The organism is Mesorhizobium ventifaucium, assembly GCF_935822925.1.
GTDB classification, from domain to species: domain Bacteria; phylum Pseudomonadota; class Alphaproteobacteria; order Rhizobiales; family Rhizobiaceae; genus Mesorhizobium; species Mesorhizobium ventifaucium.
On sequence record NZ_CAKXZS010000042.1, the window covers coordinates 1 to 25,301 of the forward strand.

A 25,301-nucleotide genomic window follows, 5' to 3' on the forward strand; every position below is an offset into this window, starting at 1 on the left:
TATTCACTATTCACTATTCACTTGATCGAACTGCCGCCGCCGGCTCGCCCCTTCAGCCTGTGGACGGTAACAAAACTGACATCAATCCGACACCGCAGTTTCATGCGGCTGCGCTAGCGAAGGTTAACAGACCTTCAACTGCGACTGGACTGGAACCTGCTCTATGCCAGCAACCTCAGCCACGCTCGAGATCCGCGGCGTCACCCGCCGGTTTGGCAAGAACACCGCCGTCAGCAATGTCGACATCTTGATCCCGCACGGTCAGATGGTCGGCATCATCGGCCGCTCGGGTGCCGGCAAGTCGACGCTTTTGCGCATGATCAACCGGCTCATCGATCCCAGCCAAGGGTCGATTTTCTTTGACGGCGCCGAAGTCTCCAGCCTGCGCGGCTCGCTGCTCAGGCGCTGGCAGCGCGATTGCGCCATGATCTTTCAGCAATTCAACCTGGTGCCGCGCCTTGACGTGCTGACCAATGTGCTGCTCGGCCGGCTCAATCACCGCTCGACCCTTGTCAATCTGCTCGGTGTCTTCTCCCGCGAGGAACGGGCCGAGGCGATCGCGGCGCTCGAACGTCTCGACATCGCCCGCGCCGCGCTGCAGCCGGCCGGCACCTTGTCCGGCGGTCAGCAGCAGCGTGTTGCGATTGCCCGCGCCATGATGCAGCAGCCGAAAGTCATTCTCGCCGACGAGCCGATCGCCTCGCTCGACCCACTCAACGCTAAGGTGGTGATGGATTCGCTGCAGGACATCAATCTGCGCGAGGGCCTCACTGTGGTCACCAATCTGCACACGCTGAATACCGCGCGCACCTATTGCAACCGCATCATCGGCATGGCCGCCGGCAAGGTGGTGTTCGACGGCCCGCCCGAAGACCTCAATCGGGAGGCCGTGCGCATGGTCTATGGCGCCAACAGCAATGGCGAAGAAATCTCCGAGGCGATCACCTCGACCAGCGTTGCCATCAAGCAAAAGATCGCCGCATCCGCCGGTCCGCTCGAGCCGGCATTTCCCGGCTACTAGCTCCAAGATCCCAGCAAGTGGATACCGGTATACGAGTATACGAAAGCAGACGACGAAAGAGCGCCTGGACCGCCAGTCCGCATCAAGGCCGGGCGTAAAAAAAGCGCCGTCAAAATTCGAACGCTTCCGGCGCGACGCCGGAACCAACAGGAGAGACGCGAAATGTTTAGAAAAATACTTTTCGGTGCCGTTTCCATCATCGCCATGGCGATTGGCGCGGTTCAGGCACAGGATCTGAAGGAATTCCGCGTCGGCATTTTGGGCGGCGAGAACGAAGCCGACCGCCTGCGCAACTACCAGTGCTTCGCCGATCACATCAAGGAAGTCCTCGGCGTCGAGAAAGTTTCGCTGTTCCCGGCCGCCGACTACGACGGCGTCATCCAGGGCCTGCTCGGCGGCACGCTCGACTTTGCCGAGCTCGGCGCTTCAGCCTACGCCAAGGTCTATCTCGAAAACAAGGACGCGGTTCAACCAATCCTGACGACGATCCAGACCGACGGCTCGACCGGCTACCGTGCGGTCATGGTCGCTCGGGCTGATTCCGGCATCAAGACGCTCGCCGAAATGAAGGGCAAGAAACTCGGTTTCGCCGATCCTGATTCGACTTCCGGTTACCTGATCCCGGTCACGTCATTGCCCAAGGACATCGGCATGGATGTGAAGAGCTACTTCGCGTCGACCGGTTTCGGCGGCGGCCACGAACAGCTGGTCCTTGAAGTCCTCAAGGGCACGTTTGATGCCGGCACCACCTGGGCTTCCGGCGTCGGCGACTTCAACGACGGCTACAGCTCGGGCAATCTGCGCAAGATGGTCGACAAGGGCGTCCTCAAGATGGACGACCTCGTCGAATTGTGGCAGTCGCCGCTGATCCCGAACGGTCCGCTGGTCGTGCGTACGTCGATCGACGCCGGCGACAAGCAGAAGATCACCGATTTCCTGACCAAGCTGCCGGAAACCGATCCGGCCTGTTTCTCGGCGATACAAGGCGGCGACTACAAGGGCTATTCGCCGGTTACCCCGGAATTTTATCAGCCGATCATCGACGCCCGTAAGGCGAAGATCGGCTCGTAAGTAAACTGCTGCAACGCCGCCGGGGCCAAGTGCCGCCGGCGGCGTTGCCGCATCAGAGGCCGGGAAAATATCGATGAGTGCGACCGACGTTTGCCGCGCGCCTGCGCTTTCACCGGAGGGAGCCACTGTCGAGCGGCACTGGCGCGACCTCGCCGCCCGCCGGCGCCTTTACACGATCGGCGGCTTGGTTTTCCTGTTTTTTGCACTGTCTGGCTCGCTCTGGTTCGCCAACGAAACCAACGCCGGAAAATTCTTCGACCGGCTTCCCTACGTCGCCGACTTTTTCGCCGAGTTGAAGCCGCGCGACTGGTTCGACCCGGTGCGGGCGCTGTTCGACCTGCCGTCCCCCTATGACGACGGCAGCCTCAAATTCGACTACCCGGAGGGCCGGGTCTACCTCACCCAAAGCATCTACATTCCGGAGTATTTCCACCGGATGGTCGAGACGCTGAACATCGCTCTGTTTTCGACGCTGGTGGGCGCCACATTCGGTTTTCTGCTCTGCTTCTTCGCTGCAGGCAATATCACGGCCAGCCGCTGGCTCCGTTTCTTCACGCGCCGCTTCCTTGAGATTGTCCGCGCCTTTCCGGAAATTGTCATTGCCGGCTTTTTTCTGGCGATTTTCTCGTTAGGACCGATTCCTGCGATCATTGCGGTCAGCATCCATACCGTCGGCGCGCTCGGAAAAATGTTCTTCGAAGTCGTCGAAAATGCCGACATGAAGCCTGAAGAAGGCTTGCGCGCCGTAGGCGCCAACTGGGTTGAACGGGTGTGGTTCGGCATCGTGCCTCAGGTCCTGCCCAACTTCATGAGCTATTTCCTGCTTCGCTTCGAGATCAATGTGCGCGCTTCGACCATACTTGGCGCCGTCGGCGCCGGCGGCATCGGCGAATCGCTGCGTCTTTCGATCGGCCGAGGCCATGAGGCCAAGACCATCGCCATCGTCTTTCTGCTGTTCTGCACGATTGTCGCCGTCGACCAGTTTTCAGCATGGCTGAGACACCGTCTTGTCGGCCGGCAGGCGTTCGCATACGGGCGCGGAGAGTAAGAGAATGAAACCCGATGCCATCAACGACATCGCCGCTCGCCACCCGGACGCTTTCCGGCGCTCGCTGTGGAAGCGCTACGCCACTCCGATCGGCATCCTTCTTTGCATTCTCTACACCTTCTACTGCTCGTGGTTCTTCTCGGTCGCCAGCGTTCTCGAAAAGGCGAACTGGAACCTTGCCGGCGCTTATCTCGCCGACTGGGTGTCTTACGAAATCCGGCCCGACATCGAATTCAAGGACAATCATCTGACGATCGACTACTCCCGCTTCTCCAAGCTGGGATCCAATCCAGATCCCGACTGGGTGGCCAAGCAGATGGCCGTCATCGAGCGGCAGGTCGAGGCAGCGCCGGCACCGGGCGTCGCGACCAACAAGTCGTCGCAGGATTCGTTCATGGCGCCTGGTGCGCCAACTGCCGAGAACCCGGCCGTCCCGTTGGGCCAATCCGCTCCGGCTGTGCCTGAAACGGTGCGCGAAGACGCCGTCGTGGCGGCTACCGTCACCCTTGGCAATGGCCAGATCGCCGTCACGCCAAACCTGGTCACCGTGACGCGCGGCGCCGAAAGCGTCGTCTTTGACATCGCCAAGGGCAGTTCTGTGACACCGCGCACACCGCTGCCTGACTGGATCGAGCAACGCAGGCCAGGCTCGACAGCCTATGTCTCGTTCGGATTTCTCGGCCGCGCCGAGGTGCAGAACGACGAAGTGGTCGCCTGGCGACGTTTCTTCGGCTGGGCCAATTTCGTGTTCGACACGAACTCGCCATTCTGGGGAAAGCCGTTCGGCGAGGTCGCTTCACTGATCGTCTCCGGGCCTCGCATCGACCCGTCGCGGTCAAACGCGGCGCTCGCCTGGGACAACATTTTGAATAACGCCGAGTGGCAGCACGGCGACGTCTGGCTGAAACTCTTACAGACCATTGTCATGGCTTTCGTCGGCACGGTGCTGGCCTCGATCGTCGCCTTTCCGCTCGCCTTCCTGGCTGCGCGCAACGTCACGCCGAGCCGCATAGCCAACCAGGTGACAAAGCGCTTTTTCGATTTCCTGCGCTCGGTCGACATGCTGATCTGGGCGCTGTTCTTCACGCGCGGCTTCGGTCCGGGACCGCTGGCCGGCATGTCGGCAATCTTCTTCACCGACACCGGAACCCTGGGCAAACTCTACTCCGAGGCGCTGGAAAACATCGATGACAAGCAGCGCGAGGGCATCCGCTCGGTCGGCGCCACGCCGGCAATGGTGCAACGCTACGGCGTGCTGCCCCAGGTTCTGCCGGTATTCCTTAGCCAATCCCTCTATTTCTGGGAATCGAACACGCGGTCAGCGACGATCATAGGTGCTGTCGGTGCCGGCGGCATCGGTCTAAAATTGTGGGAGGCCATGCGCACCAACACCAACTGGGCCAATGTTTTCTATATGGTTCTGTTGATCCTGCTTGTCGTTTTCATCTTCGACAACATCTCCAGCTATCTGCGCCGAAACCTGATGGGAACAGTCGCAAACGGCAACGATGAGCGGCGCGTTTCCGCCCGTTCGGCCGCAGCTCAGATCGCCTGAGAGGAAGGCTGCGTCCTAGGCACCAGCCCTCTTCCAGCCGCTCTTGATATGCTTGTAGCCGTCGCGGTAGACGGCTTCCGGGCTTTCCGAAAAATCGCGCCACACCTTGGTTGCCGCCGCCAAATCTCTCAGAGAGCGGCCGAAGGCCTCGATGGTCAGCCAGTCGTCATAGCCGCTCTTGCGGATCGCAGAAAACGTCTCTTGCCACGGAATGTGGCCGCGCCCCGGCACGCCGCGATCATTCTCCGAAATATGGATATGGACGACATTTTTGCGGTTGCGCGTATAGGCGCCGATCGCGTCGGCTTCCTCGATATTGGCATGGAAGGTGTCGTACATCGCCTTGACGTGTGGCCGGTCGATTGCGTCGAGATGCTCCGACAGATCGTCCATCGTGTTGAGCAGATAGCATTCGAAGCGGTTGAGCGCCTCCAGCCCGATGGTGACGTTTTTCTTGCCGGCATGATCGCCAATGGCGCGTTGCGAGGCGACGGAGCGCTTTTTCTCCGCCGCCGTCGGCCCGCTGCCGGAGAAGGCGCCGAGCGTCGAATGCAGCGGGCCGCTCAGCGTTCTGGCGCCAAGCGCTTGTGTGCAGTCGATCGCCCATTTCATATAGTCGATGCCGGCCTTGCGCGTTGAGGCATCGGCCGAGATCAAATTCATCGCCGGATCGCCCATCGCCGAAACGGCGGTGCGTTCCAGCCCGATGCGGTCGAGCAGGGCACCGAGCCTTTTGTAATCGTCCGGCGTGCCGGCAAAGATCGGTATCTCGACGCCATCGAAGCCGGTCGCCTTGATATCCCTGAGCAGTGGCTCGTGTTTCTTCGACACCGCCGTCGTCCACAAAAACATGCACATGCCGATTTTCATCGACGTCCCCTCCCTATCGTTACCAATCGCACAAGGGGTGTTGAGATTCAGGTAAGGCCGAGCCGGAAATGGCAGCTTCCGAGAACCGGAGCGGAGCGTACTTTTGGTACGTGAGCACCGGAAGCGCAGGAAACTGCCGTTTGCAGGCCGGCATCACCTAAGTCAGCACCCCGATCAGAGCTTCGTCCAGGCCCCGTTCTTGTTCGACGACTTCACGCAGGCTTCAATGAAGGCCATGCCTTCGACACCGTCGTGGATGGTCGGGAAAATAACGTCCTTAGCCGGCTTGCCGCCTTTGCGGCGCGCCGCACGGATGGCGCGGGCCGCCTCCTGGTAGATGTTGGCGAAGCCTTCGAGATAGCCTTCCGGATGGCCTGACGGAACGCGGCTGACACGCCCGGCGACGGGCAGCGCGCCGGCGCCATTTCGGGTGATCAACTGCTTCGGCTGGCCGAACGGCGTGTACCAGAGATAGTTCGGGTCGGCCTGCACCCATTCAAGCCCACCCTTCGAGCCGTATATCCGCAGCTTCAGCCCGTTCTCGTGGCCGGGCGCCACCTGGCTTGCCCACAACATGCCCTTGGCAGGGTGCGACTTGCCGGCCGGCTTGAAGCGCAGCATGACGTTGACATTGTCGTCGAGCTGCCGCCCTGGCACGAAGGCGTCGAGATCGGCGGAAAGCGTATCGAGCTCGAGCCCGCAGACGAAGCGCGCCAGATTGTAGGCATGCGTGCCGATGTCGCCCAGCGCCCCGCCGGCGCCGGCCTGTTTGGGGTCCGAGCGCCAGGCCGCCTGCTTTTGGCCGGTGGCGGCAAGGTCCTCGGTCAGCCAGTCCTGCGGATATTCCGACTGCACGATGCGAATGTCGCCGAGTTGCCCCTTGGCCACCATCTCGCGCGCCTGCCGCACCATCGGATAGGCGGTGTAGTTGTGGGTGAGGACAAAGACCTTGCCGGACTTTTCGACCAGTGCCGCCAGCTTCTTCGCTTCCGCCAACGTCGTCGCCAGCGGCTTGTCGCAAATGACGTGGATGCCGGCTTCGAGAAACGCCTTCGCCGCCGGCACGTGCACATTGTTGGGCGTGACGATGGCCACCGCCTCGATGCCGTCCGGCCGCTTCGCCTCGGCCTTGGCCATCTCGGCGAACGAGCCGTAGCTGCGCGCCGGATCGAGTCCGAGCTCCTCGGCCGATGCCTTGGCACGCGCCGGGTCGGATGACAGCGCACCGGCGACCAGCACGAACTCATTGTCCATGCGCGCCGCAATCCGGTGCACCGCGCCGATGAAGGCGCCTTGCCCGCCGCCTACCATGCCGTAGCGGATCGGGCCGCCTCCCGTTTCCGACTTCGATGCGCCGACCATGATCTTCTCCCTCAATGTTCCTTACCCTCCCCCTTGCGGGGAGGGTCGACGCGTAGCGTCGGGGTGGGGTCGCCGAACGTGGAGCTCGGCATGAACCGACCCCACCCGGCCCTTCGGGCCACCCTCCCCTCGAGGGGGAGGGAAAAGAGTGCTAGATTCCCATCATGGCGCGCAGCACCTTTTTATCGGTCGCGCCGCCGGCGAAATCGTCGAATGCCTTTTCCGTCACCCTGATGATGTGATGCTGGATGAAGGGTGCGCCTTCGGCCGCGCCATCCTCGGGGTGCTTCAGGCAGCACTCCCATTCCAGAACCGCCCACGAATCGTAGTCATATTGGGCGAGCTTGGAGAAGATGCCGCCGAAGTCCACCTGGCCATCGCCGAGCGAGCGGAAACGCCCGGCCCGGTTCGTCCAGCTCTGATAACCGGAATAGACGCCTTGCCGGCCGGTCGGATTGAACTCGGCATCCTTGGCATGGAAGGCCTTGATCCGCTCGTGATAGATGTCGATGAATTCGAGATAGTCGAGCTGCTGCAGCAGGAAATGCGACGGGTCGTAATTGATATTGCAGCGCTTGTGGCCGCCGACCGCGTCAAGGAACATCTCGAATGTCGCACCGTCGAAGACGTCCTCGCCCGGATGGATCTCGTAGCCAAGATCGACGCCATTGTCCTCATAGACGTCTAGGATCGGCTTCCAGCGCTTGCCCAGTTCGGAAAACGCTTCCTCGATCAATCCGGCCGGCCGTTGCGGCCACGGATAAAGGTAAGGAAAAGCCAACGCTCCACAAAACGACACCGACGCTTTGAGCCCTAGGTTCTTCGACGCCTTGGCGCCGAACTTCATCTGTTCGACCGCCCATTGCTGCCTGGCCTTCGGATTGTTGTGCACCGCAGGCGGTGCGAAGCCGTCGAACTGCGCGTCATAAGCCGGATGCACCGCCACCAGCTGCCCTTGCAAATGCGTCGACAGCTCGGTGATTTCGACGCCGGCATCGGAGCAGATGCCCTTCACCTCGTCGCAATAGGCCTCGGAAGATGCCGCTTTTTCAAGGTCGAACAGCCGGCTGTCCCAGGTCGGGATCTGCACGCCCTTGTAGCCCAGCCCGGCCGCCCATCTGGTGATCGACGGCAGCGAATTGAACGGTGCGGCATCGCCTGCGAACTGTGCCAGAAACAGCCCAGGACCTTTCATTGTCGACGGCATCGGCATCCTTCCTAATTATCCACGACCAAGCATAGCGCCGATTGAAAACAGGGCCAGCCTGTTTGGTCTTTTCTCGACAGGCGCTAGTGCGCACCGCCATTCTGGTATTACCAAATACAACCGTCTGGTCAAGCGGCGCCGCTCTCAATCAGCGCCGCAAAAATTGCCGGACAGCGGGGAAATATGTTAGTTTAATCAATGAAATAATAGATGTCAGGGGCTGCCTTGCAGGATTTCTTGCCGTCCAGATGAAATTGCTGTAGACCTCTTTTCACGCCCAATTGGTCGAACCAGTTACGCTGGAGCGCCTTGGGGAGGAACCATGCAACGCAATCTGGGGTGCGTCGCAGGCGAATTGTTACAGGCGAATTCTGGGAAGGACAGACCATGCATCTTTCGACGCACAACTGGATGCGGGCGGAACCGCTGGAAACGACGCTCAAGCGCATCAAGAAATTCGGCTATGAGTCGATCGAGATTTCCGGCGAGCCCGCGCAATACAAGATCAACGAGACACGTGCGCTCCTGAAGGAGCACGGCATTCGCTGTTGGGGGGCGGTGACGCTGATGCTGGGCGAGCGCAATCTCGCCGCCAGGGACCAGGGCCAGCGCGAGCGCTCGGTGCAGTATGTCAAGGACGTGCTGACGATGGTCAGCGAACTCGATGGCGAAATCATCACGCTTGTTCCCGCCACCGTCGGCAAGGTGGTGCCGGACGGCACCGAGGAGGAAGAATGGAATTGGGTGGTCGACGCCACCAGGGAATGCTTTACCCATGCCAAGAAAGTGGGCGTCAAGATCGCGGTCGAGCCGCTCAACCGCTTCGAGACCTATCTTTTCAACCGCGGCGCCCAGGCACTGGCGCTGGCCGATGCGGTCAGCCCCGAATGCGGTGTCTGCCTCGACGCCTATCACCTCCATATGGAGGAGTTTAACGTCTACGATGCCATTCGGCAGGTCGGAAACCGCCTGTTCGATTTCCACGTCGCTGACAACAACCGCTTCGCCGCCGGTCTCGGACAGATCGACTGGCCGAAGATCGTCGGCACCCTGAAGGAAGTCGGTTACGACGGCGCGCTGACCAACGAGTTCGTCGCTCCTGTCGACCGCACGCCGGCTGCTCCCTATCCCGACATGGTCGAACGCAACCCGGTCGACATCTCGCCGGAGCAGCTCAAATTCATCCAGGACCACGGTTCCAGCGTGCTCACGGAAAAATTCTACACCGACCAGATGCGTATCACCGCCGAAACGCTGCTGCCGCTGATCAAGTAATCGATCTCTGGAAACGAGCCTTTCCGCCCGACGGCGGCCCCACCGGCGGCAAGGCAGAGGATGAACATGCGCATCAAGACGGTCCAAGCCTGGTGGGTCCGCATACCGATCGAAGCCGCGCGGCAGCACCGCAGCGACTTCGGTCAGGTGACGACGTTCGACGCCGCAATCCTGCGTATCGAGACCAATGACGGGCTGGTCGGCTGGGGCGAGGGCAAGAATGCCGCCGGCAGCACCGGCAGCTATGGCGCCCTCGTCCACATGCTGAACCACGAGGTCGGGCCGCAGCTGATCGGCTGCGATCCGGCCGACATCGGGGTGATCTGGGAGATGCTCTACAATGGCGTGCGCCACGACAGCGCCGCGCAAAACGGCCACGCCATGCCGCAATTGGCACGGCGCGGCATCAGCGTCGCCGCGATCAGCGCCGTCGATATCGCCTTGTGGGATATTCTGGGCAAGTCGCTGGGGGTTCCGGTCTGGCGGCTGCTCGGCGGCCGCAAGCTTGACCGCATGCCGGCCTATGCCTCCGGCGGCTGGGCCTCCACCGAGGCGATCGGCGAGCAGTTGAAATCCTATATCGCCAAGGGCGGCTTCAAGGCGCTGAAGATGCGAATCGGCGCGATGGACGGCGCTCCGCACCATTCCGCCGCCCGCGTCCGCGCCGCAAGACAGGCGCTCGGCCCCGAAGTCGACCTGATGGTCGATGCGCACGGCACCTATACGGTGGCGGAAGCCAAACGTTTCACCCAGCTTGCCGGCGATCTCGATCTGGCCTGGTTCGAGGAGCCGGTCATCGCCGACGACAAGCCTGGAATGGCCGAAGTGCGGGCGGCCGGTTCCATCCCGATCGCCACCGGCGAGAGCGAAGCGACGCGCTACGCCTTCCGCGACCTCGCCACGCTCAAGGCTGCCGATATCTTCCAGCCTGACCCGGCCTTCTGTGGCGGCATCAGCGAGGCGATGAAGATCGGCACCATCGCCAGCGCCTTCAATCTGCGCTTTGCGCCGCATCTTTGGGCCGGCGCACCTTGCTTCTTTGCCGGGCTGCATGTCTGCGCTGCTTCGCCGGCCAGCTTTACCGTCGAATATTCGCTCGGCGCCAATCCGATGATCCACGATCTGATCGAGGAGACTGTCGAAGCAAAGGACGGCATGATAGCGATCCCCGACAAGCCTGGACTGGGATTCACCCTTTCGGAACGGTTCCTGGAGGCGCACGCGCTACGCGGCTGATCATGAAAGAAAAGAACCTTCTCGCGGAACTCGCCGCCTATCTGTTCTCGCACTCCGACAAGGCGACCGGCCGAACGCCGTCGGAGCGTGAACTGGCCGAGCATTTCGCCGTCAGCCGCGGCCAGATCCGCGAGGCGCTGGCCATTCTCGAAGCCATGCGCATCGTCGAGCGCCGGGCCAAGTCCGGCATCTACATCGACACCAAGCAGGCCAGCGTCGAGGCCATGGCGCTTTTTGCGCGGGCCGGCCTGCCGCTTGATCCGATCCAGATCTACGAGACCGTCGAGTTGCGCAAGATCCACGAGATCAAGGCCGCCGAGCTTGCCTGTTCGCGCGCCACCGAGGAAAATTTCGAACGGCTGCGCGAAATCCTGAAGGCTTCGGAAGACCGCATTGCGGCGGGCGAGGGCCTCGCCAAGGAGGACCGCGAATTTCACCTTGAGATCGTGCGGGCAACCAAGAACAGCGTTTTTCACAACATATGCAGCCTCTATTACTTGATGGGCGAGCAACGCCTGCCGATCTACTTCAACGACCCCGAACGCAGCATGCGCTCGCATGCCGAGCACATCCAGATCTACGAGGCGCTGCTGCGCCGCGACGGCAACCTCGCCCAGGCGCTGATGAGCGCCCATCTGCAAGGCGCGGAAAGCTACTGGAAAGGCCTGATCGAGGGCGGCGGGGCAGAACCTAACAGCCCAGCGCTCGAACCGGTCTGACATGCCAAAAATCCTGACGACACACACGCTGCATCCGCGCGCCTCCGCCATGCTGACCGGGGCCGGCGAACTCGTCGTCGCCTCCGCCCTCGATGCCGACACGCTGGCGACTGAGGCGAGGGACGCCGATATCATCATCGTTCGCGCGCCGCTGCCATCAGCGCTTTTCGACGGGGCGACGAAGCTCCGGGCCGCGATCCGCCACGGCGCCGGGCTCGACATGGTTCCCATGGAAGCCGCCACGGCGGCCGGCGTCCTGGTGGCAAACGTGCCGGCGGTCAATGCCCGCTCGGTCGCCGAATACGTGATGTTCGCGGCGTTGGCGCTGCTGCGGCGTTTCCGCATGGTGGACCGCGACTTGCGGGCGAAGGGCTGGCTGGCCGGCCGCGATCACACCATTCTCGCCAGCGAGCTCGCCGGCAAGACCATCGGCATTGTCGGCTTCGGCGCCATCGGACAGGCAGTCGGCCACATCGCGGCGCATGGTTTCGACCTGAACGTAGTGGCGACGATGCGCAGCATGAGGCCGGCGCCGGACAGGGTCGGGTTGCTGTCGATCGATGCGCTGGTCGAGCAGAGCGACATCATCGTTCTGTGCTGCCCGCTGACAGCGGAGACGCGCGGCCTGATCAACCGCGAGCGCATCGGTCGAATGAAGCCGCACGCGCTGCTGATCAATATTTCGCGCGGGCCGGTGATCGACGACGACGCGCTGATCGAAGCGCTGCAGAAGGACCGTATCGGCGGTGCCGCGCTCGATGTCTTTGCGACGCAGCCGCTGCCTTCAGATCATCCCTATTTCGGCTTCGACAATGTCATTGTCACGCCGCATATGGCCGGCATCACCGAGCAGTCGATGATGCGCATGGGCGTCGGTTCCGCTGATGAAACCTTGCTGGTGCTGGCCAACAAACTGCCGGTCAACCTGCGCAATCCCGAAGTGGTCGAGCGTTACCGGCGGCGGTTCCCGGCCGACGCGTAACGCCGTCGCCGTATCGCCCAATTTCTGCACGACGCTGCACGCCATGCTCGTTTTTCGCCGCACGCCGCTGCTTGTTGCGATCGTTTCGATCTGCGTCCTGCCCTCGGTCGCTGCGGCCGAGAGCAGTTATGTCTATTGCGACAACGGCCTGCGGTGCGTGATGGTGCCCTGTCAGTCGAACAGCACGCTTGACCTTGCCACGGGCAAGATCATCCAGGGCGTGTCGATCGACATCGAGGAACTGCCGCAGCAGGACAAGGCGCTCGAACTTTCGGACAAGCTCTACGCCGGCAAGGTCGTCGTTGTTGGCTCCATCGAGAACCGGACCCAGACCCTCAACGGCAAGCAATACACTTTGCCATGGCTGGTCGCGACCGGTATCGAACGCGCGTCCAGGGACAGCGAACGCGGCCACTGTTCGTCGCAATAATTTTTTCACATCTTCAACGGCCAAGCAGTGCCTCGACTTCCGCCGCGATGCGCAGCAGACGGTGGTCGTCGCCGTTGCGCGCCACCAGCATCAGCCCGGCCGGGCGCGCCATTCCCGGCATCGGCAGCGAGATCGCGCAGAGGTCGAACTGGTTGGCGACCTGCGTGTTGCGCAGCAGAAGGCCTTCCGTGCGCTCACACAGAGCTTCGTCGCTGGTCATCGACACGATGGTCTGCGCGGTGACCGGCGTGGTCGGCAGGGCCAGCACATCGACAGACGCCAGCCGCTCGTCCATGGCGGCGACAAGCGCCGTGCGGCGGCGGATTGCCCTTATGTAGGCCGTGGCCGGAACGGCAGCGGCGCGCGACAACGGCTCGCTCACCCGCGGATCGACCGACGTCGCCGCACCTTCTGCAAGCCAATCTGCATGGACCTCGGCACCCTCCATTGCCGCGATCGAGGCCCGCCTGGTTGCCGCGCGCAAATCGGCAAGGAGGTCATCGATGGACAGATCGGCGAGGCGTGCACCGGCGAGTTCCAGCTTGCGAGCACATCGCTCGAACGCCGCCGCGACTTCTTCTTCCGTATTCTCGAAGAGCACGCCGCGCGGAACGCCGACGCCCAGCCCGGCAAGCGGAAGCGAAACAAGGGCCGCGAACTCCTCGCCCGCCATTACCGTGTCGGCTGCCGCACATTCGGCGACGGTGCGGGCAAGCGGGCCGATGGAGTCGAGCGTGGCCGAAAGCGGGAAGACACCATCGCGCGGTATCCGGCGCGCCGTCGGCTTGAAGCCGACCACACCGTTCAGCGCCGCCGGAATACGCACCGAACCGCCGGTGTCGGAACCGATCGAGATCTCGCTGGTGCCTTCGGCAACGGAAACACCGGCACCGGAGGATGAGCCGCCGGCAATCCGGCTGGCGTCGGTCGCATTGCCGGGCGTGCCGTAATGCGGGTTGACGCCAATCGCGGTGAAGGCGAATTCGGTCATGTTGGTCTTGCCGAAGATCACGGCGCCCGCCTGCCGCAGCCGCCGCACGATAACAGCATCCCACAGCGCCGGCGCCGCGGTGCTGAGCAACAACGAACCGGCCGTGGTCGGCTCGCCGGCGACGTCGAACAGGTCCTTGATCGACAGAATTGTTCCGTCGAGCGGCCCGAGTGTCACGCCGGCCCTGCGCCTGGCATCGGCGGCGTCGGCTGCTGCTCGTGCGGCTTCCGAATAGAGTTTTACGAATACGCTTTCATTGTCGGCGCGGACGGTGAGACGCGAAAGGACGGCTTCGAGGCGGTCGCGGGCTGATTGCATTTTCAGTGTCGGACTCCGGACGCCTGCAACGTCTTACAGGCGACAGCTGATGCGTGGCCTGCAGAGACATAACCCGGCATAAGAGGTTTTGCACCCCTGTCGAACCGAAGGAACGAGGAGACCCGATGCTCTACAAAGGCAGCTGCCACTGCGGCAAGATCGCTTTCGAGGTCGAAGGCGATCTGACCGGAGCCGTGCGATGCAATTGCTCGATCTGCTCACGCAAGGGCGCGCTGCTATGGGCCGTGCCGCACGAGGCATTTCGGGTGCTTGCCTGGGGCGACGATCTTGGCAAATACACCTTCGGCAATCATGTCATCGCCCACCGGTTCTGCCGGACCTGCGGCATCCATCCCTTCGCCGAGGACGTCAGCGAAGGGAGCGAACGAAGCGCCTACGTCAACATCCATTGCATAGACGATCTCGACCTGGACGCTGTGCCGGTTTTGGACTTCGACGGCCGCGCGGCCTGAAATCGAAACTACTGCCGGCTCCCAGCGTTCGAGCTGTCTAACGTCGCATCGGCTGGCTTGCCGGCGTTCTCAACTTCCGGAACGTAGCGCCACGCGTCAGGCCGCGAGCCGTCGAGATCGGTAAAGCCGTAGACCTGCGCCAGCCCGCCACTCGACAGCGACTGTCCGTTCCAGCGCGAACGGTCCGGGTCCGCCGCAACCGCCGCCACTGCGCGCCCGATAAAGCGCGGGGTCTCGGAAATGACGAAATGCGGCACTTTTGCTGTCGCATCACGCCAGTTGTCCTCGGTCACCCCGAAAGCTTCCAACATCATTTCCGAACGCAGCCAGCCGGGTGTCAGCGAAATCGAGGTGGCACCGTGCCGGGCGAGGTCCTTGGCATGGGCCCACGCCATGCGGGTCACCGACACTTTGGCGAGGTCATAGAACGGCGAGAGCCGATATTGCTCGGCATTATACTCCGCGGTGCCGTCGGTGACTTCGACCAGCAGGCCGCCCCGGCGCTCGATCAGAAGCGGCAGCGCGTAATGCGCTGTGATCAGATGCGTGTCGATGCCCAGCCGCAACATGCGCAAACCATTCGTGAGATCATGCTCCCAGACCGGCTTGTTCCATTCGAACAGTTTCTCGCCGCCCCAAATGTCGTTGACCAGCACATCGAGGCGGCCCTGCTCGGCACGTATCCGGGCGACCAGCTTGCGCACGTCTTCGGCAACCAGATGGTCGACTTGCACAGCGATGCCATGGCCGCCTTGCGCTGAAACAAGCTCCGCCGTTTCCTCGATGGTTTCCGGCCGGGCGTATTCGGACTGATGCGCGCGTGTCGTCCGCCCGGTGACGTAAACCGTCGCGCCCGCGGCACCAAGTTCGACCGCAATGCCTCTCCCCGCACCGCGCGTTGCGCCGGCGACCAACGCGACTTTTCCCGCAAGCGTCATCGAACTCCCCAGATTCTCATCATCCAACGCTCTGACCAACCAACGCTGGCCTTCGTCTATATCATGATATATAAATGATCATTCGGTTATAAATGGATGTCAAGATGCCTCGGCGAAAAACGCAATCCGACGAGCACGTGCTGGAAGCGGCGCACCGGCTGATCCACAGGCATGGCCCGGAGGCACTCACATTCGAGCGGCTGTCCAAAACTTGCGGGCTTTCCGGCTCGACCCTGGTGCAGCGTTTCAAGAACAAGGCCACGCTCAGGCAAAGAACCCTGCTGCAGGCATGGGATAGGCTAGACGAGAAGACGACAAAGCTCGCAGACGCGACACCGAGGACCCCTGCTGGCGCGATCGAGTTGCTGGTGGCGCTGTCGCGTGACTATGGCGGCATCGAATCCTATGCCGAGGGCCTGCTCGTCCTGCGCGAAGATCTGCGCGATCCGGTGCTTCGCGCGCGTGGGGCGTCGTGGAAGGTCTCCCTGTGCAACATCCTCGACTCTTGCTTTGCTTCGGTCGTCAACACGCCGTTGGACATCGGCCTGCTGATGGCATCGCACTGGCAAGGTTCGCTGCTTTGGTGGAGTTTCGACCCGAAAGTCGAAGTTGCAACCTACGTCGAAGACAGTCTGGGCCGGTTCGTCGCCGCAATCGCCACGGCCCGAAAACCATAGCCGATTTTCGGGCCATTTCTTGGAGGCGTCCTACATGGGACGCACCTACGGATGGCTTAGGTTGCGCTCCTCGGGCCAAGCAAGAACGCCGCCAAAGCCGCCAGCAACGTCGCGATCCCACAATAGGCGAAAGCGCTGGCAACGCCGGCATTGTCGACCAGCAGGCCGCCGAAAACGGCGCCCAGTGCGATGGCCACCTGGAATGTGGCTACCATCAGCCCGCCGGCGCTTTCTGCCTGGTCGGGAGCGGCTCGCACCAGCCAGGTTTGCAGCCCGACCGGCACCGCGCCGAAGGCAAAGCCCCAGGCAGCAACCGCTATCGCCGCCACCACGGGCGAGGCTCCGAGAGCAAGCAGCAAGGCGGCTGCCACAGCAATCAGCAGAGGCGCCAGGCCGACGGCGGTCTTGAGGCTGCGTTCGGCCATGAACCCGCCGGCAAAATTGCCGAAGAAGCCACCGATGCCGTAGGCGAGCAGCACAAGCGAGATCGTCTCGATGTCCAGCGCGGGCACCTTCTCGAGAAACGGGCGAACATAGGTGAAGCCGGCAAAGTGTCCCGAGGCGACCAGCAGGACCACCAGAAGCGCAACCCTGATCATCGGCCGCTTCAGCACTTCAGACAGCGTCCGAAAGCTCGCCACGCCTGCCGGCGGCAGCTTCGGAAGGGTGGCGACCTGCATCAGCAGCGCCAGGGCGCTGACAACAGCCGCGATCATGAAGGCCGTTCGCCATCCCCAGACGTCGCCGACATAGGCGCCGACCGGGGCCGCGCAGACGGTCGCCACCGAAACGCCGGTGAGGATGATCGACATGGCGCGCGGCATCAGCCGCATCGGAACGAGCCGCATCGCCATTGCCGCCGACATCGACCAGAAGCCGCCGAGGCTGATCCCGAGCATGATGCGGGCGATCAGAAGAACGGGAAGCGAGGAGGCAAACGCTGCCAGCAGGTTCGACAGGATCAGCAGCACCGTCAGCGCCCACATCACCAGCCTGCGGTCCAGCCGTCTGGTGACGATGGCCATGGTCGGGGCGGCTATCGCGCCGACGACGGCCGTTGCCGTCACCGCCTGGCCGGCAGTGCCTTCCGATATGCCGAGGTCCTGCGCCAGCGGCGTCAGCAGGCTGGCAGGCAGGAATTCTGCGGTCACCAGCCCAAACACGCCGAGCGCGAGCGATACGACCGCTCCCCACGCCGGCTCGGCTCGTTCCCCGGTTTCCGCAGGATCGAGAACGGCGTCCATGACGCCTGTCGCGGGTTCGGTCATGATGGGATCTCCGATCTGGTTGCAGTGCAACATTTGGCTGCAGTGCAACATAGGGAGTGACCGCCTGGAGTTTCCATGCTAGAAACACCATCATGCTTGACCATTCGTCCAAAATTCCCGTCACCGGCGATCCGCTGACAGACATATTGCGCGGGTTACGGCTCGACGGCGTCGAATACGGCCGCTGCGAAATGCAGGAGCCCTGGGGCCTCCAGTTTCCGGCCCAGACGGCGGCGCGGTTTCATTTCATCGGCCGCAAGGGATGCTGGCTGCTGCAGCCGTCCGGCGAATGGGTGGAGCTCAAGGCGGGCGACGCGGTGCTGCTGCCGCGCGGCGCGGCACACGTCCTGGCGAGCGAGCAGGGCACCGAGGCTTCGCCGATCCAGGGCTACGAGGTCGCCGAGGTCTGCAAGAACGTTTACTGCCTGTCCAATGAAGGTTGCCGGCCGGGGACACTGCTGTTTTTTGGCAGCATGTATTTCAATCTCGACGGTTTGCACCCATTGCTCGGCATGATGCCGGACGTAATGCGCGCGCACGAGTTGGAGGCCTATGAACCTGGTATCCCGCATCTGCTGGAGGCCATGGCACGCGAAGTGACGATGGAGCGCGTCGGCTCCGGCGGCATTCTGGCACGGCTTGCCGATGTGCTGGCCGCCACCGTCATCCGCTCATGGGTCGAGCGCGGCTGCGGCGACTCGTCCGGATGGATTGCCGCGGTGAGAGATCGCGAGATCGGGCGCGTGCTGGCCGCGATTCATCTCGAACCGGACCGCGACTGGACGGTGGAGACCCTGGCCAGGATGATGGGCGCCTCGCGGTCGGGCTTCGCCGAGCGCTTCGCGACGATCGTTGGCGAAACGCCGGCCAAATATGTCACCCAGGTGAGAATGCACCAGGCACGGCAATGGCTGGTCCGCGACCGCTTGAAGATTTCCGTCGTCGCAGCACGCCTCGGCTATGAATCCGACGCGTCGTTCAGTCGGGCGTTCAAGCGCGTCATCGGATCGGCTCCCAGCCATTTCCGGGCCGACGAACAGGCTGAGACCCGTCAAGCCGGCTAAACCTGGACAGGCTTCAAGCCGCCTAGCATCCTCCCGCCCAACAGACGCGCATTTTTGCGCGACGCGCTTCAGCCTGCGTGACGGAGGCTTACCCCGGTACCCTTGTCGAACAGCACCACCTTGTCCGGATCCCAGGCAAAGCGCACCGGCTGCTCGATCTCGACATCGGTTCTGGCCGGCACCGTGGCCCGCAGCATGGCGTCGCCGACCCGCAGCGTCAGGATCTTTTCGACGCCATGGTTCTCGACATCATGGACGCGCGCTTCCACCGGCGCTCCGCTCTCGAGATAGAGGTCCTCGGGACGAATACCGAAGACGAGCGGGCGACCGTCGGTCGCACCGCTCGTTTTGGCCCCCCCCGCAAAAGGCAGTTCGAAATTCAGCGGTGCCATCACGGCGCGGCCGTTGACGAGCTTGCCGTCGATGAGGTTCATCGGCGGCGAGCCGACGAAGCTCGCCACATAGGTGTCGCGCGGATTGTTGTAGATCTCATAGGGCGTGCCGGTCTGGACGATGCGGCCGTGGTTGAGCACGCCGACCTTGTCGCCCATCGACATCGCCTCGATCTGGTCGTGCGTGACGAACAGGAAAGTCTGGCCAAGGTTCATCTGGATGTTCTTCAGCTCGGTGCGCAGCGCCTCGCGCAGCTTGGCATCGAGCGCCGACAGCGGCTCATCCATCAGGAATACGCGCGGCTTCCTGACGATGGCGCGACCAATCGAGACGCGCTGCATCTCGCCGCCAGAGAGGCGATCCGTCTTGCGGTCGAGCAGATGCTCGATGCGCAAGGTCTTGGCGACGCGGTCGACGCGCGTCTTGATCTCGTCGGGCTCGATGCGGCGGATTTTCGGCTTCAACGGGAATTCGAGATTCTCGCGCACCGTATAGCGCGGATAGAGCGAGTATTGCTGCAGAACCAGCGCCACGTCGCGCTCGGCCGCCCCCCAGTCAGCGACATCGGCGCCGTCGATGAGTATCTGCCCCTCGTCCGGCTTTTCCAGGCCGGCAATCATGCGCAGCGTCGTCGTCTTGCCGGCGCCGGTCTCGCCGAGCAGCACGAAGAACTCTCCGTCGGCAATGTCGAGATTGAGCCCGGTCAATGCGGCGTGATTGCCGAATGCCTTCGAAATATTCTTGAGCTGGATATGGGCCATCAGAGTCTCACCCCCAGCGAATTGCCGCTTGCCGTGTCGAAGAAATGCGCCTGCGCCGGGTCGAGCCTGGCGAAGACCTGGACCCCCGGCTTGCCGACGAAACCGGAACGGGTTCGGGCGCGCAACATCTGTGCCCCGACCTTGAGGTCGACGATGTCATAGGAGCCAAGCGGTTCGATGATGTGCGCCTCGACCGGCAGATAACCGTCCGCCGGCTCGCGCGAGACCATCACGCCTTCGGGGCGGATGCCGAGTGCAAGGCCGTCCTGCCCGGCGTTCGCCGCGTCGAGTTGGCCGACCAGTTCGGCTGGGAAAAGGAACCCTTCCGCGGCCCCGTCGACGGTGACCCTGGCGCCGGAGCCGTTCATCGTCACCGCCGCCTTGGCGACGTTCATAACCGGCGAGCCGACGAATTGCGCGACGAACAGATTGGCCGGGTGCTTATACACTTCCGATGGGCTGCCTACCTGTTGCAGAACGCCCTCATGCATAATGACGATGCGGTCGGCAAGGCTCATCGCCTCGATCTGGTCGTGGGTGACGTAGATGGTGGTCGAGCCCTGCTTGATGTGCAGCCGCTTGATCTCCGCGCGCATCTCCTCGCGCAGCTTGGCGTCGAGCGCGCCGATCGGCTCGTCCATCAGCATCGCCTTCGGCCGCCGCACCAGCGCCCGGCCGATTGCCACCCGCTGCATGTCGCCACCCGACAGCGCCGACGGCTTCTTGCCGAGCAGATCGTTGATCTGCAGCACTTTGGCGACCGAGCGCACCTCGCCGTCGATCTCCGCCCTGCTCTTGCGCATGGCGCGCAACGGAAAAGCGATGTTCTCGTAGACGCTCATATGCGGATAGAGCGAGAACGACTGGAAAACCATGGCGATGTCGCGGTCGGCAGCCTTGAGATGCTGGACCGGCTTGCCGTCGATGAGGACATCGCCGCCGTCGATCGTCTCTAGCCCGGCGATTGCGCGAAGCGTCGTCGTCTTGCCGCAGCCCGACTGGCCGAGCAGCACGATGAACTCGTTGTCGTCGATCTTGAGATTGAGATCCTTGATGACCTGAACGGCGCCAAAGAATTTCTGGACGCCACGAAGCTCGATCTGGGTCATGCGTGACCTTCTTTTTCCGGCGCGCCGGTCGCCTGCGGCTTCTGCCTTGGACCGACCCAGCCGGTGATCATGAACGTCAGCAGCCCGACGATGATGATCGTCAGCCCGTAGCGGTGCAGGAAGAGGTTCCACGGCTGGCAGAGCGCGATGATGCCGCACACCATCACGATCTCGGCCGTGCGCTGGATTGTAGCATGGCGGATCATTTGCGGATCGCTCCGAAGGACATGCCGCGCAAGAGATGGTTGCGGAGCAGGAAGGTGAAGATGGCGACAGGCAGCAGGAACAGGAAGGTTCCGGCGGCAATCACCGTCCAGTCCGACAGGCCGGAACCGACCTGGCTTGGAATGAAGGGCGGTGCCGTCTGGGCGCGTCGGTTGGTCATGATCAGCGCGAAGGCATATTCGTTCCACGCGGTGATGAAGCAGAACACGGCGGTGGCGGCGATGCCGGTGGCCGCCTCCGGCAGCACGATCTTGAAGAAGGCCTCCATGCGCGTATAGCCGTCGACGAGCGCCGCCTCCTCATACTCCTTCGGAATTTCGTCCATGAACCCCTTCATCAGCCATACAGAGAAACTGAGATTGAAGGCGGTGTAGAGGATGATCAGGCCCCAATGCGTGTCGTTGAGGCCGACCGCCCGGTACATCAGGAACATCGGGATCGCCACCACCACCGGCGGCAGCATGCGCGTCGACAGGATGAAGAAGAGCAGGTCCTGCTCCCCCTTTATCTTGAAGCGCGAGAACCCGTAAGCCGTGAAAGTGCCCATGCCGACGGCGAGGATCGTCGAGGTGATGGCCACGATCAGCGAGTTCATGAAGCGGCTCGGATAGCCGGACCACTGCACCTCGCCCCTGCCCGAGCGCACCACCTTCTCGCCGCCGTCAAACACCAGCCGTTCCCACCACGGGGCGGCAGCGTATTGTTCCGGCGTCGGCGCTGTGCGCAGTTGCGAGCGCTTGGTGAACAGCTTGACGAAGGGCGATATCTCCGGCTGGAAGACCACCGTCGGCGGGATGGTGGTGGCGAGGTTGCGCGGCTTGAACGCCGTCGAGGCTATCCAGTAGATCGGCGCCAGGAAGATGATCGTGACGATCAGCACGCCGACGATGGCGAGCTTGTTCAGCGAGCGCTCGGCAGAGGTGGTGACAGCGGCCATTCTAGCGCTCCTTCACCTTGTTCAGGTATTTGACGTAGATGTTGGTGATCGCCAGGATCATGATCAGCACGATGTAGGCGAGCGCGCAGGAGCGCCCGGTCTGCCATTCCTGGAACGCCATCTTGTAGAGCCGGATCGAGATCACCTCGGTGGTTGGCTGGCTGGTCAGGATGTAGGCAAGATCGAAGGTCTTGAACGCCTCCATGGTGCGAAAGATGATCGCGATCATCAGGATCGGCGCGACCAAGGGCAACGTAATGCGAAAGAACGTATAGAACGAGCCGGCGCGGTCGATCGCGGCCGCCTCGTAGAGGTGCTTCGGCACCGCCGACAGGCCGGCGAGCGACAGCAGCATGACGAAGGGCGACCACATCCAGATGTCGGTGATGGCAACCGCGTAGAGCGCCATGTCGGGGTTGGACAGCCACTCGAAGGAGCCAAGGCCGAGCGTATAGTTGATGATGCCGAAGGACGGATCGTAGAGCAGTTTCCAGAACAGGCCGACAACAGCCATCGACAGCATCATCGGCAACAGCAGCAGTGTCGTCAGCAGGCCTTTCAACGGGATATCCCGGTTGAGCAGCAACGCCACGCCGAAGCCGACGATGACCTGGCCGACCACGGAGACGATGACGTATTTGGCGGTGATGGCGAAATTCGACCAGATGAACGGGTCGTTGAGCAGCTCGCGGTAATTCTGCAGTCCGACGAAAGTTGCCGGTGCCGCGCTCGATGCGCGAAAGTCGGTGAACGAATAGCCGAGCGAATAGAGCAATGGAAAGATGTTGAAGACGATCAGGAAAACGATCGTCGGAATGATGAAGAGATTTCGGATCGTAAGGTCGCTCATACCGCGGGCGGCGGAGCGCGACTTGGGATCCAGCGTGGTCATGACTGCAGTGGCCAAGGGCCGTTCCTCCGGAAAAGAAAACGGAAGGGGCGGGCTGCCGCCCCCTCCGAGCGTTAGTGCCGTTTACTTCACGCGGTTGTATTTCTTGAACGTCGCGTTCCAGTCCGCGGCGAGCGCATCGAGCACTTCCTTGGCCGTGCCCTGATTGCCGGTGATGTACGGATAGACGCGTTGGTTCATCTGGATGAGCAGCTCGGCATATTCCGGCGTCGCCCAGAAGTCCTTCACCTTGAACATGGTTTCGTAGAAGGCCTTGTTGTAAGGCGTGGCGTTCTGGAATTCAGGCGACTCGAGCACCTTGGCGCTTGCCGTGTAACCGCCGAGTTCCGCCCATTTCTTCTGCGTCTCGTCCTTGATGAACCATTCCAGGAACTTCATCGCCTCTTCCTGATTCTGCGAATAGGAGATGACGGAGATGCCCTGGCCGCCGAGCGCGGCGAACTGGTCGCCATTCGGTCCTGGAGGGTTGGCGAAGAAGCCGGTGACCTTGGCATTCGGGTTCGAGGCTTCGTTGATGAGCGCCGGGAAGAAGGCGAAGTAGTTCATGCTCATCGCCGCCAGGTTCTCGGTGATCGCCTGGTTATCCTCGATGAAGAAGCTCTTGGCCCAACCAGGAGGGGTGAAGGAATAGAGCTCCTTGTAGGCCTCGAGCGCCTTGACGTTCTGCTCGGAGTTGATGATCCCGTCGACCTTGTAAGTGGAATAGTCGCCAAGCTCGCCGCCGAAGGAGAAAATGGCGTTCTCCACGCCCATCACCAGAGCATCGTACGAGTTATCGGTGTAGATGGCGACACCGTAGCGCTTCTCGTCGGGACGGTGGAAGAATTCAGCGATGTCGCGCAGTTGCTTCCAGTCCTTCGGCACGCCGAGATCGTAGCCGTACTTGGCTTTGAAGGCTTCCATCTCCTTCGGGTCTTCGAACCAGTCCTTGCGATAGGACCAGCCGACCGCGTCGCCCTCGGCCGGTATCGACCAGTACTTGCCGGAGTTGGACGGATATTCGGCGTAGTATTTCACCGTCGCCGGCGCCATCACTTCCTTCAGATTGTGCTTGTTGAAGAAGTCGGTGAGGTCGACATAGTGGCCTGCCTCGGAGGCCGCGCCAATCCACTGGGAATCGCCGACGACCATGTCGTAGGCGCTGCCCTTGGCGTTGAACTCGGTGAACGCCTTGGTCTGGAAATCCGGCCACGGCGTCGTCTCGACCGTGACCTTCACGCCGCTCTCGGCCTCGTAAAGGTTGACGAGTTCCTGCAAATAATTCGCCGGATCCCATTCAGCCCAGAAGATGGTGAGTTCCTTATCCTGCGCGTAGACGGACGTTCCGCAGGCGAGCAGTAAGCCGATACCAGCAAGCATGCTGGTCATTGTCTTGCGCATGATGATTTCCTCCCTTGTGCGCATTCTACCGTATCATCCGAGCCGGCGGTGAGGCCGGCCCTGGTAGTTCCTTCCGTGATGGCGCCGCTCCGGTTTTTGAGCCTCCTCGCCCAGCCGGAAATGGATCGCAGCCCTCACTTTCGACCCGCTATATTGTCCTGATCTGGTATTACCAATTTCGGACGCACGTCAAGCTCTTTCTTGGACGATGGCAGGCCCTCAGACAAGCAGATTACAGCAACATCTGTCTGTTTTTCTTAAATTTTCCTACTCGTTGATACGCAAGGCCCTTGTTCGCGCTACGGCACGCCGACTATTGTCAGTAGTAGGCATCCCCATCTGGTCGAACCAGATCGATACTATTCCTCAGCTGTAGCCGGCGCGCTTCTGTCTCCTCCTGTCATCGATTCCATCACTGCAGCCCGCACCAGGGCGCCGGCTGCCCATTGCGCAACCGACATCATCTTGCGGCTGTCCAGCCCCCAGATATCCTTCAGCACGATCAGCACTTCGACGCCAAAGATCAGCGACAGGGCCTGTGCCAGGCGCTTGAATTCGCGTGGCGGCAGCCGGTGCTTGAGCGGTGCGATGGCGTCCTTTAGTAGATCGATGCGATGGCCGCGGGTGAAGGCCGGCTCGCCGTCCAGCGTGCCGGCCTGCCGCCGCGCCCACTGGTCGAGCGAAAGCTTCAGCGCCGCCTTGAACGTCGCCTCGAAGGCTTCGATGCGTGGCATGGCCGTGTCGAACAGTTCGGCGACGCGGCGCTCGGGATCGGCCGAGGCCGATTTCCAGATGAGGATCGGCCCCAGCCCTTCATCGACCACCGCCTGGACCAGCGCCGCCTGGCTTGGAAAATACCGATAGGCGGTGGCGCGGGAGACTTCCGCCGCTTCGGCGACCTCGCTGACCGAAGGCGTGGCGCCCGCCTGCATCAGCCTTGTCGCCGTCTCCAGCATCAACCGCCTTGTGCGGGCGCGCGGCCCGCGCGCCGCTCCAGAACCCGCATCGTCGGACATTGCCGCTGGTTGACGTGAGACATTCATGTCAATATGATACACACGTCTCAAAAAATTGCAATGGC

At 62.3% G+C, this 25,301-nt stretch carries 25 protein-coding genes; 12 read left to right on the forward strand and 13 right to left on the reverse strand.

The annotated features are described in order from the left end of the window. Positions 1–163 precede the first annotated feature (163 nt). The 4 genes from phnC (at position 164) to phnE (NMG70_RS27805) (ending at position 4,695) form a co-directional block, all read left to right on the forward strand. Entirely contained in the window at positions 164–1,021 is an 858-nt protein-coding gene (phnC, locus tag NMG70_RS27790; RefSeq protein ID WP_254027467.1) for a phosphonate ABC transporter ATP-binding protein, read from the forward strand. A 162-nt stretch (positions 1,022–1,183) separates the two neighbouring features. Further along, a complete protein-coding gene (gene phnD, locus NMG70_RS27795; protein ID WP_254027468.1) occupies positions 1,184–2,092 on the forward strand; it encodes a phosphonate ABC transporter substrate-binding protein in 909 nt (302 codons plus the stop codon). 73 nt (positions 2,093–2,165) lie between these two features. Beyond that, entirely contained in the window at positions 2,166–3,140 is a 975-nt protein-coding gene (phnE, locus tag NMG70_RS27800) for a phosphonate ABC transporter, permease protein PhnE (RefSeq protein WP_254027469.1), read from the forward strand. A gap of 4 nt (positions 3,141–3,144) precedes the next feature. Then, the gene (gene phnE / locus NMG70_RS27805; protein WP_254027470.1) at positions 3,145–4,695 is read left to right on the forward strand and encodes a phosphonate ABC transporter, permease protein PhnE; all 1,551 of its coding nucleotides are present in this window, start codon (positions 3,145–3,147) and stop codon (positions 4,693–4,695) included. 15 nt (positions 4,696–4,710) lie between these two features. Here the strand turns inward: phnE (NMG70_RS27805) and NMG70_RS27810 are convergent, their stop codons facing one another. From NMG70_RS27810 to NMG70_RS27820, 3 genes are all read right to left on the reverse strand, one after another. Continuing rightward, complete coding sequence (locus tag NMG70_RS27810; protein WP_254027471.1) at positions 4,711–5,565, reverse strand: sugar phosphate isomerase/epimerase family protein; 855 nt, start codon at positions 5,563–5,565, stop codon at positions 4,711–4,713. A 174-nt stretch (positions 5,566–5,739) separates the two neighbouring features. Continuing rightward, complete coding sequence (locus NMG70_RS27815; protein ID WP_254027472.1) at positions 5,740–6,927, reverse strand: Gfo/Idh/MocA family protein; 1,188 nt, start codon at positions 6,925–6,927, stop codon at positions 5,740–5,742. 151 nt (positions 6,928–7,078) lie between these two features. Then, positions 7,079–8,134, reverse strand: a complete 1,056-nt coding sequence (locus NMG70_RS27820; protein WP_254027473.1) for a sugar phosphate isomerase/epimerase family protein — start codon at positions 8,132–8,134, stop codon at positions 7,079–7,081. 387 nt (positions 8,135–8,521) lie between these two features. Between NMG70_RS27820 and NMG70_RS27825 the strand changes: the two genes are divergently transcribed. The 5 genes from NMG70_RS27825 to NMG70_RS27845 all read left to right on the forward strand — a co-directional run bounded on the left by NMG70_RS27825 (position 8,522) and on the right by NMG70_RS27845 (position 12,776). After that, positions 8,522–9,409, forward strand: coding sequence for a sugar phosphate isomerase/epimerase family protein (locus NMG70_RS27825; protein ID WP_254027474.1), 888 nt, complete (start codon positions 8,522–8,524; stop codon positions 9,407–9,409). Positions 9,410–9,475: 66 nt separating this feature from the next. Continuing rightward, positions 9,476–10,645, forward strand: a complete 1,170-nt coding sequence (locus NMG70_RS27830) for a mandelate racemase/muconate lactonizing enzyme family protein (RefSeq protein ID WP_254027475.1) — start codon at positions 9,476–9,478, stop codon at positions 10,643–10,645. A 2-nt stretch (positions 10,646–10,647) separates the two neighbouring features. Further along, on the forward strand, positions 10,648–11,364 hold the full coding sequence (locus tag NMG70_RS27835) for a FadR/GntR family transcriptional regulator (protein WP_023797345.1): 717 nt from the start codon (positions 10,648–10,650) through the stop codon (positions 11,362–11,364). A gap of 1 nt (position 11,365) precedes the next feature. Then, on the forward strand, positions 11,366–12,346 hold the full coding sequence (locus tag NMG70_RS27840) for a hydroxyacid dehydrogenase (protein ID WP_254027476.1): 981 nt from the start codon (positions 11,366–11,368) through the stop codon (positions 12,344–12,346). 43 nt (positions 12,347–12,389) lie between these two features. Then, entirely contained in the window at positions 12,390–12,776 is a 387-nt protein-coding gene (locus tag NMG70_RS27845; RefSeq protein ID WP_254027477.1) for a hypothetical protein, read from the forward strand. A 13-nt stretch (positions 12,777–12,789) separates the two neighbouring features. On the opposite strand, the gene NMG70_RS27850 is transcribed toward NMG70_RS27845, so the two are convergent. After that, positions 12,790–14,085, reverse strand: coding sequence for an amidase (locus NMG70_RS27850; RefSeq protein ID WP_254027478.1), 1,296 nt, complete (start codon positions 14,083–14,085; stop codon positions 12,790–12,792). Positions 14,086–14,210: 125 nt separating this feature from the next. On the opposite strand from NMG70_RS27850, the gene NMG70_RS27855 reads away from it, so the two are divergent. Continuing rightward, positions 14,211–14,558: a GFA family protein gene (locus NMG70_RS27855; protein WP_254027479.1), complete on the forward strand. Its 348-nt coding sequence runs from the start codon at positions 14,211–14,213 to the stop codon at positions 14,556–14,558. 8 nt (positions 14,559–14,566) lie between these two features. Here NMG70_RS27855 and NMG70_RS27860 read toward each other — a convergent pair whose 3' ends face one another. Next, entirely contained in the window at positions 14,567–15,496 is a 930-nt protein-coding gene (locus NMG70_RS27860; protein WP_254027480.1) for an SDR family oxidoreductase, read from the reverse strand. A 104-nt stretch (positions 15,497–15,600) separates the two neighbouring features. Here NMG70_RS27860 and NMG70_RS27865 point away from each other — a divergent pair, with 104 nt between their 5' ends. Then, positions 15,601–16,173: a TetR/AcrR family transcriptional regulator gene (locus tag NMG70_RS27865; RefSeq protein WP_254027481.1), complete on the forward strand. Its 573-nt coding sequence runs from the start codon at positions 15,601–15,603 to the stop codon at positions 16,171–16,173. A gap of 56 nt (positions 16,174–16,229) precedes the next feature. On the opposite strand, the gene NMG70_RS27870 is transcribed toward NMG70_RS27865, so the two are convergent. Then, positions 16,230–17,441, reverse strand: coding sequence for an MFS transporter (locus tag NMG70_RS27870; protein WP_254027482.1), 1,212 nt, complete (start codon positions 17,439–17,441; stop codon positions 16,230–16,232). A 92-nt stretch (positions 17,442–17,533) separates the two neighbouring features. Between NMG70_RS27870 and NMG70_RS27875 the strand changes: the two genes are divergently transcribed. Next, complete coding sequence (locus NMG70_RS27875) at positions 17,534–18,505, forward strand: AraC family transcriptional regulator (RefSeq protein WP_254027483.1); 972 nt, start codon at positions 17,534–17,536, stop codon at positions 18,503–18,505. 68 nt (positions 18,506–18,573) lie between these two features. Here the strand turns inward: NMG70_RS27875 and NMG70_RS27880 are convergent, their stop codons facing one another. The 7 genes from NMG70_RS27880 to NMG70_RS27910 form a co-directional block, all read right to left on the reverse strand. Continuing rightward, the gene (locus tag NMG70_RS27880) at positions 18,574–19,659 is read right to left on the reverse strand and encodes an ABC transporter ATP-binding protein (RefSeq protein WP_254027484.1); all 1,086 of its coding nucleotides are present in this window, start codon (positions 19,657–19,659) and stop codon (positions 18,574–18,576) included. Then, positions 19,659–20,768, reverse strand: coding sequence for an ABC transporter ATP-binding protein (locus NMG70_RS27885; protein ID WP_254027485.1), 1,110 nt, complete (start codon positions 20,766–20,768; stop codon positions 19,659–19,661). The genes NMG70_RS27880 and NMG70_RS27885 overlap by 1 nt, the downstream gene beginning before the upstream one ends. Next, positions 20,765–20,974: a hypothetical protein gene (locus NMG70_RS27890; RefSeq protein WP_095493280.1), complete on the reverse strand. Its 210-nt coding sequence runs from the start codon at positions 20,972–20,974 to the stop codon at positions 20,765–20,767. The genes NMG70_RS27885 and NMG70_RS27890 overlap by 4 nt, the downstream gene beginning before the upstream one ends. Then, a complete protein-coding gene (locus NMG70_RS27895; protein ID WP_254027486.1) occupies positions 20,971–21,930 on the reverse strand; it encodes a carbohydrate ABC transporter permease in 960 nt (319 codons plus the stop codon). Before NMG70_RS27895 ends, NMG70_RS27890 begins: the two co-directional genes overlap by 4 nt. Position 21,931: 1 nt before the next feature. After that, complete coding sequence (locus NMG70_RS27900; protein WP_023797334.1) at positions 21,932–22,837, reverse strand: carbohydrate ABC transporter permease; 906 nt, start codon at positions 22,835–22,837, stop codon at positions 21,932–21,934. A gap of 66 nt (positions 22,838–22,903) precedes the next feature. After that, positions 22,904–24,220, reverse strand: a complete 1,317-nt coding sequence (locus tag NMG70_RS27905) for an ABC transporter substrate-binding protein (protein WP_254027487.1) — start codon at positions 24,218–24,220, stop codon at positions 22,904–22,906. A gap of 359 nt (positions 24,221–24,579) precedes the next feature. Further along, entirely contained in the window at positions 24,580–25,263 is a 684-nt protein-coding gene (locus NMG70_RS27910) for a TetR/AcrR family transcriptional regulator (RefSeq protein ID WP_254027488.1), read from the reverse strand. Between the last annotated feature and the right edge of the window lie 38 nt (positions 25,264–25,301).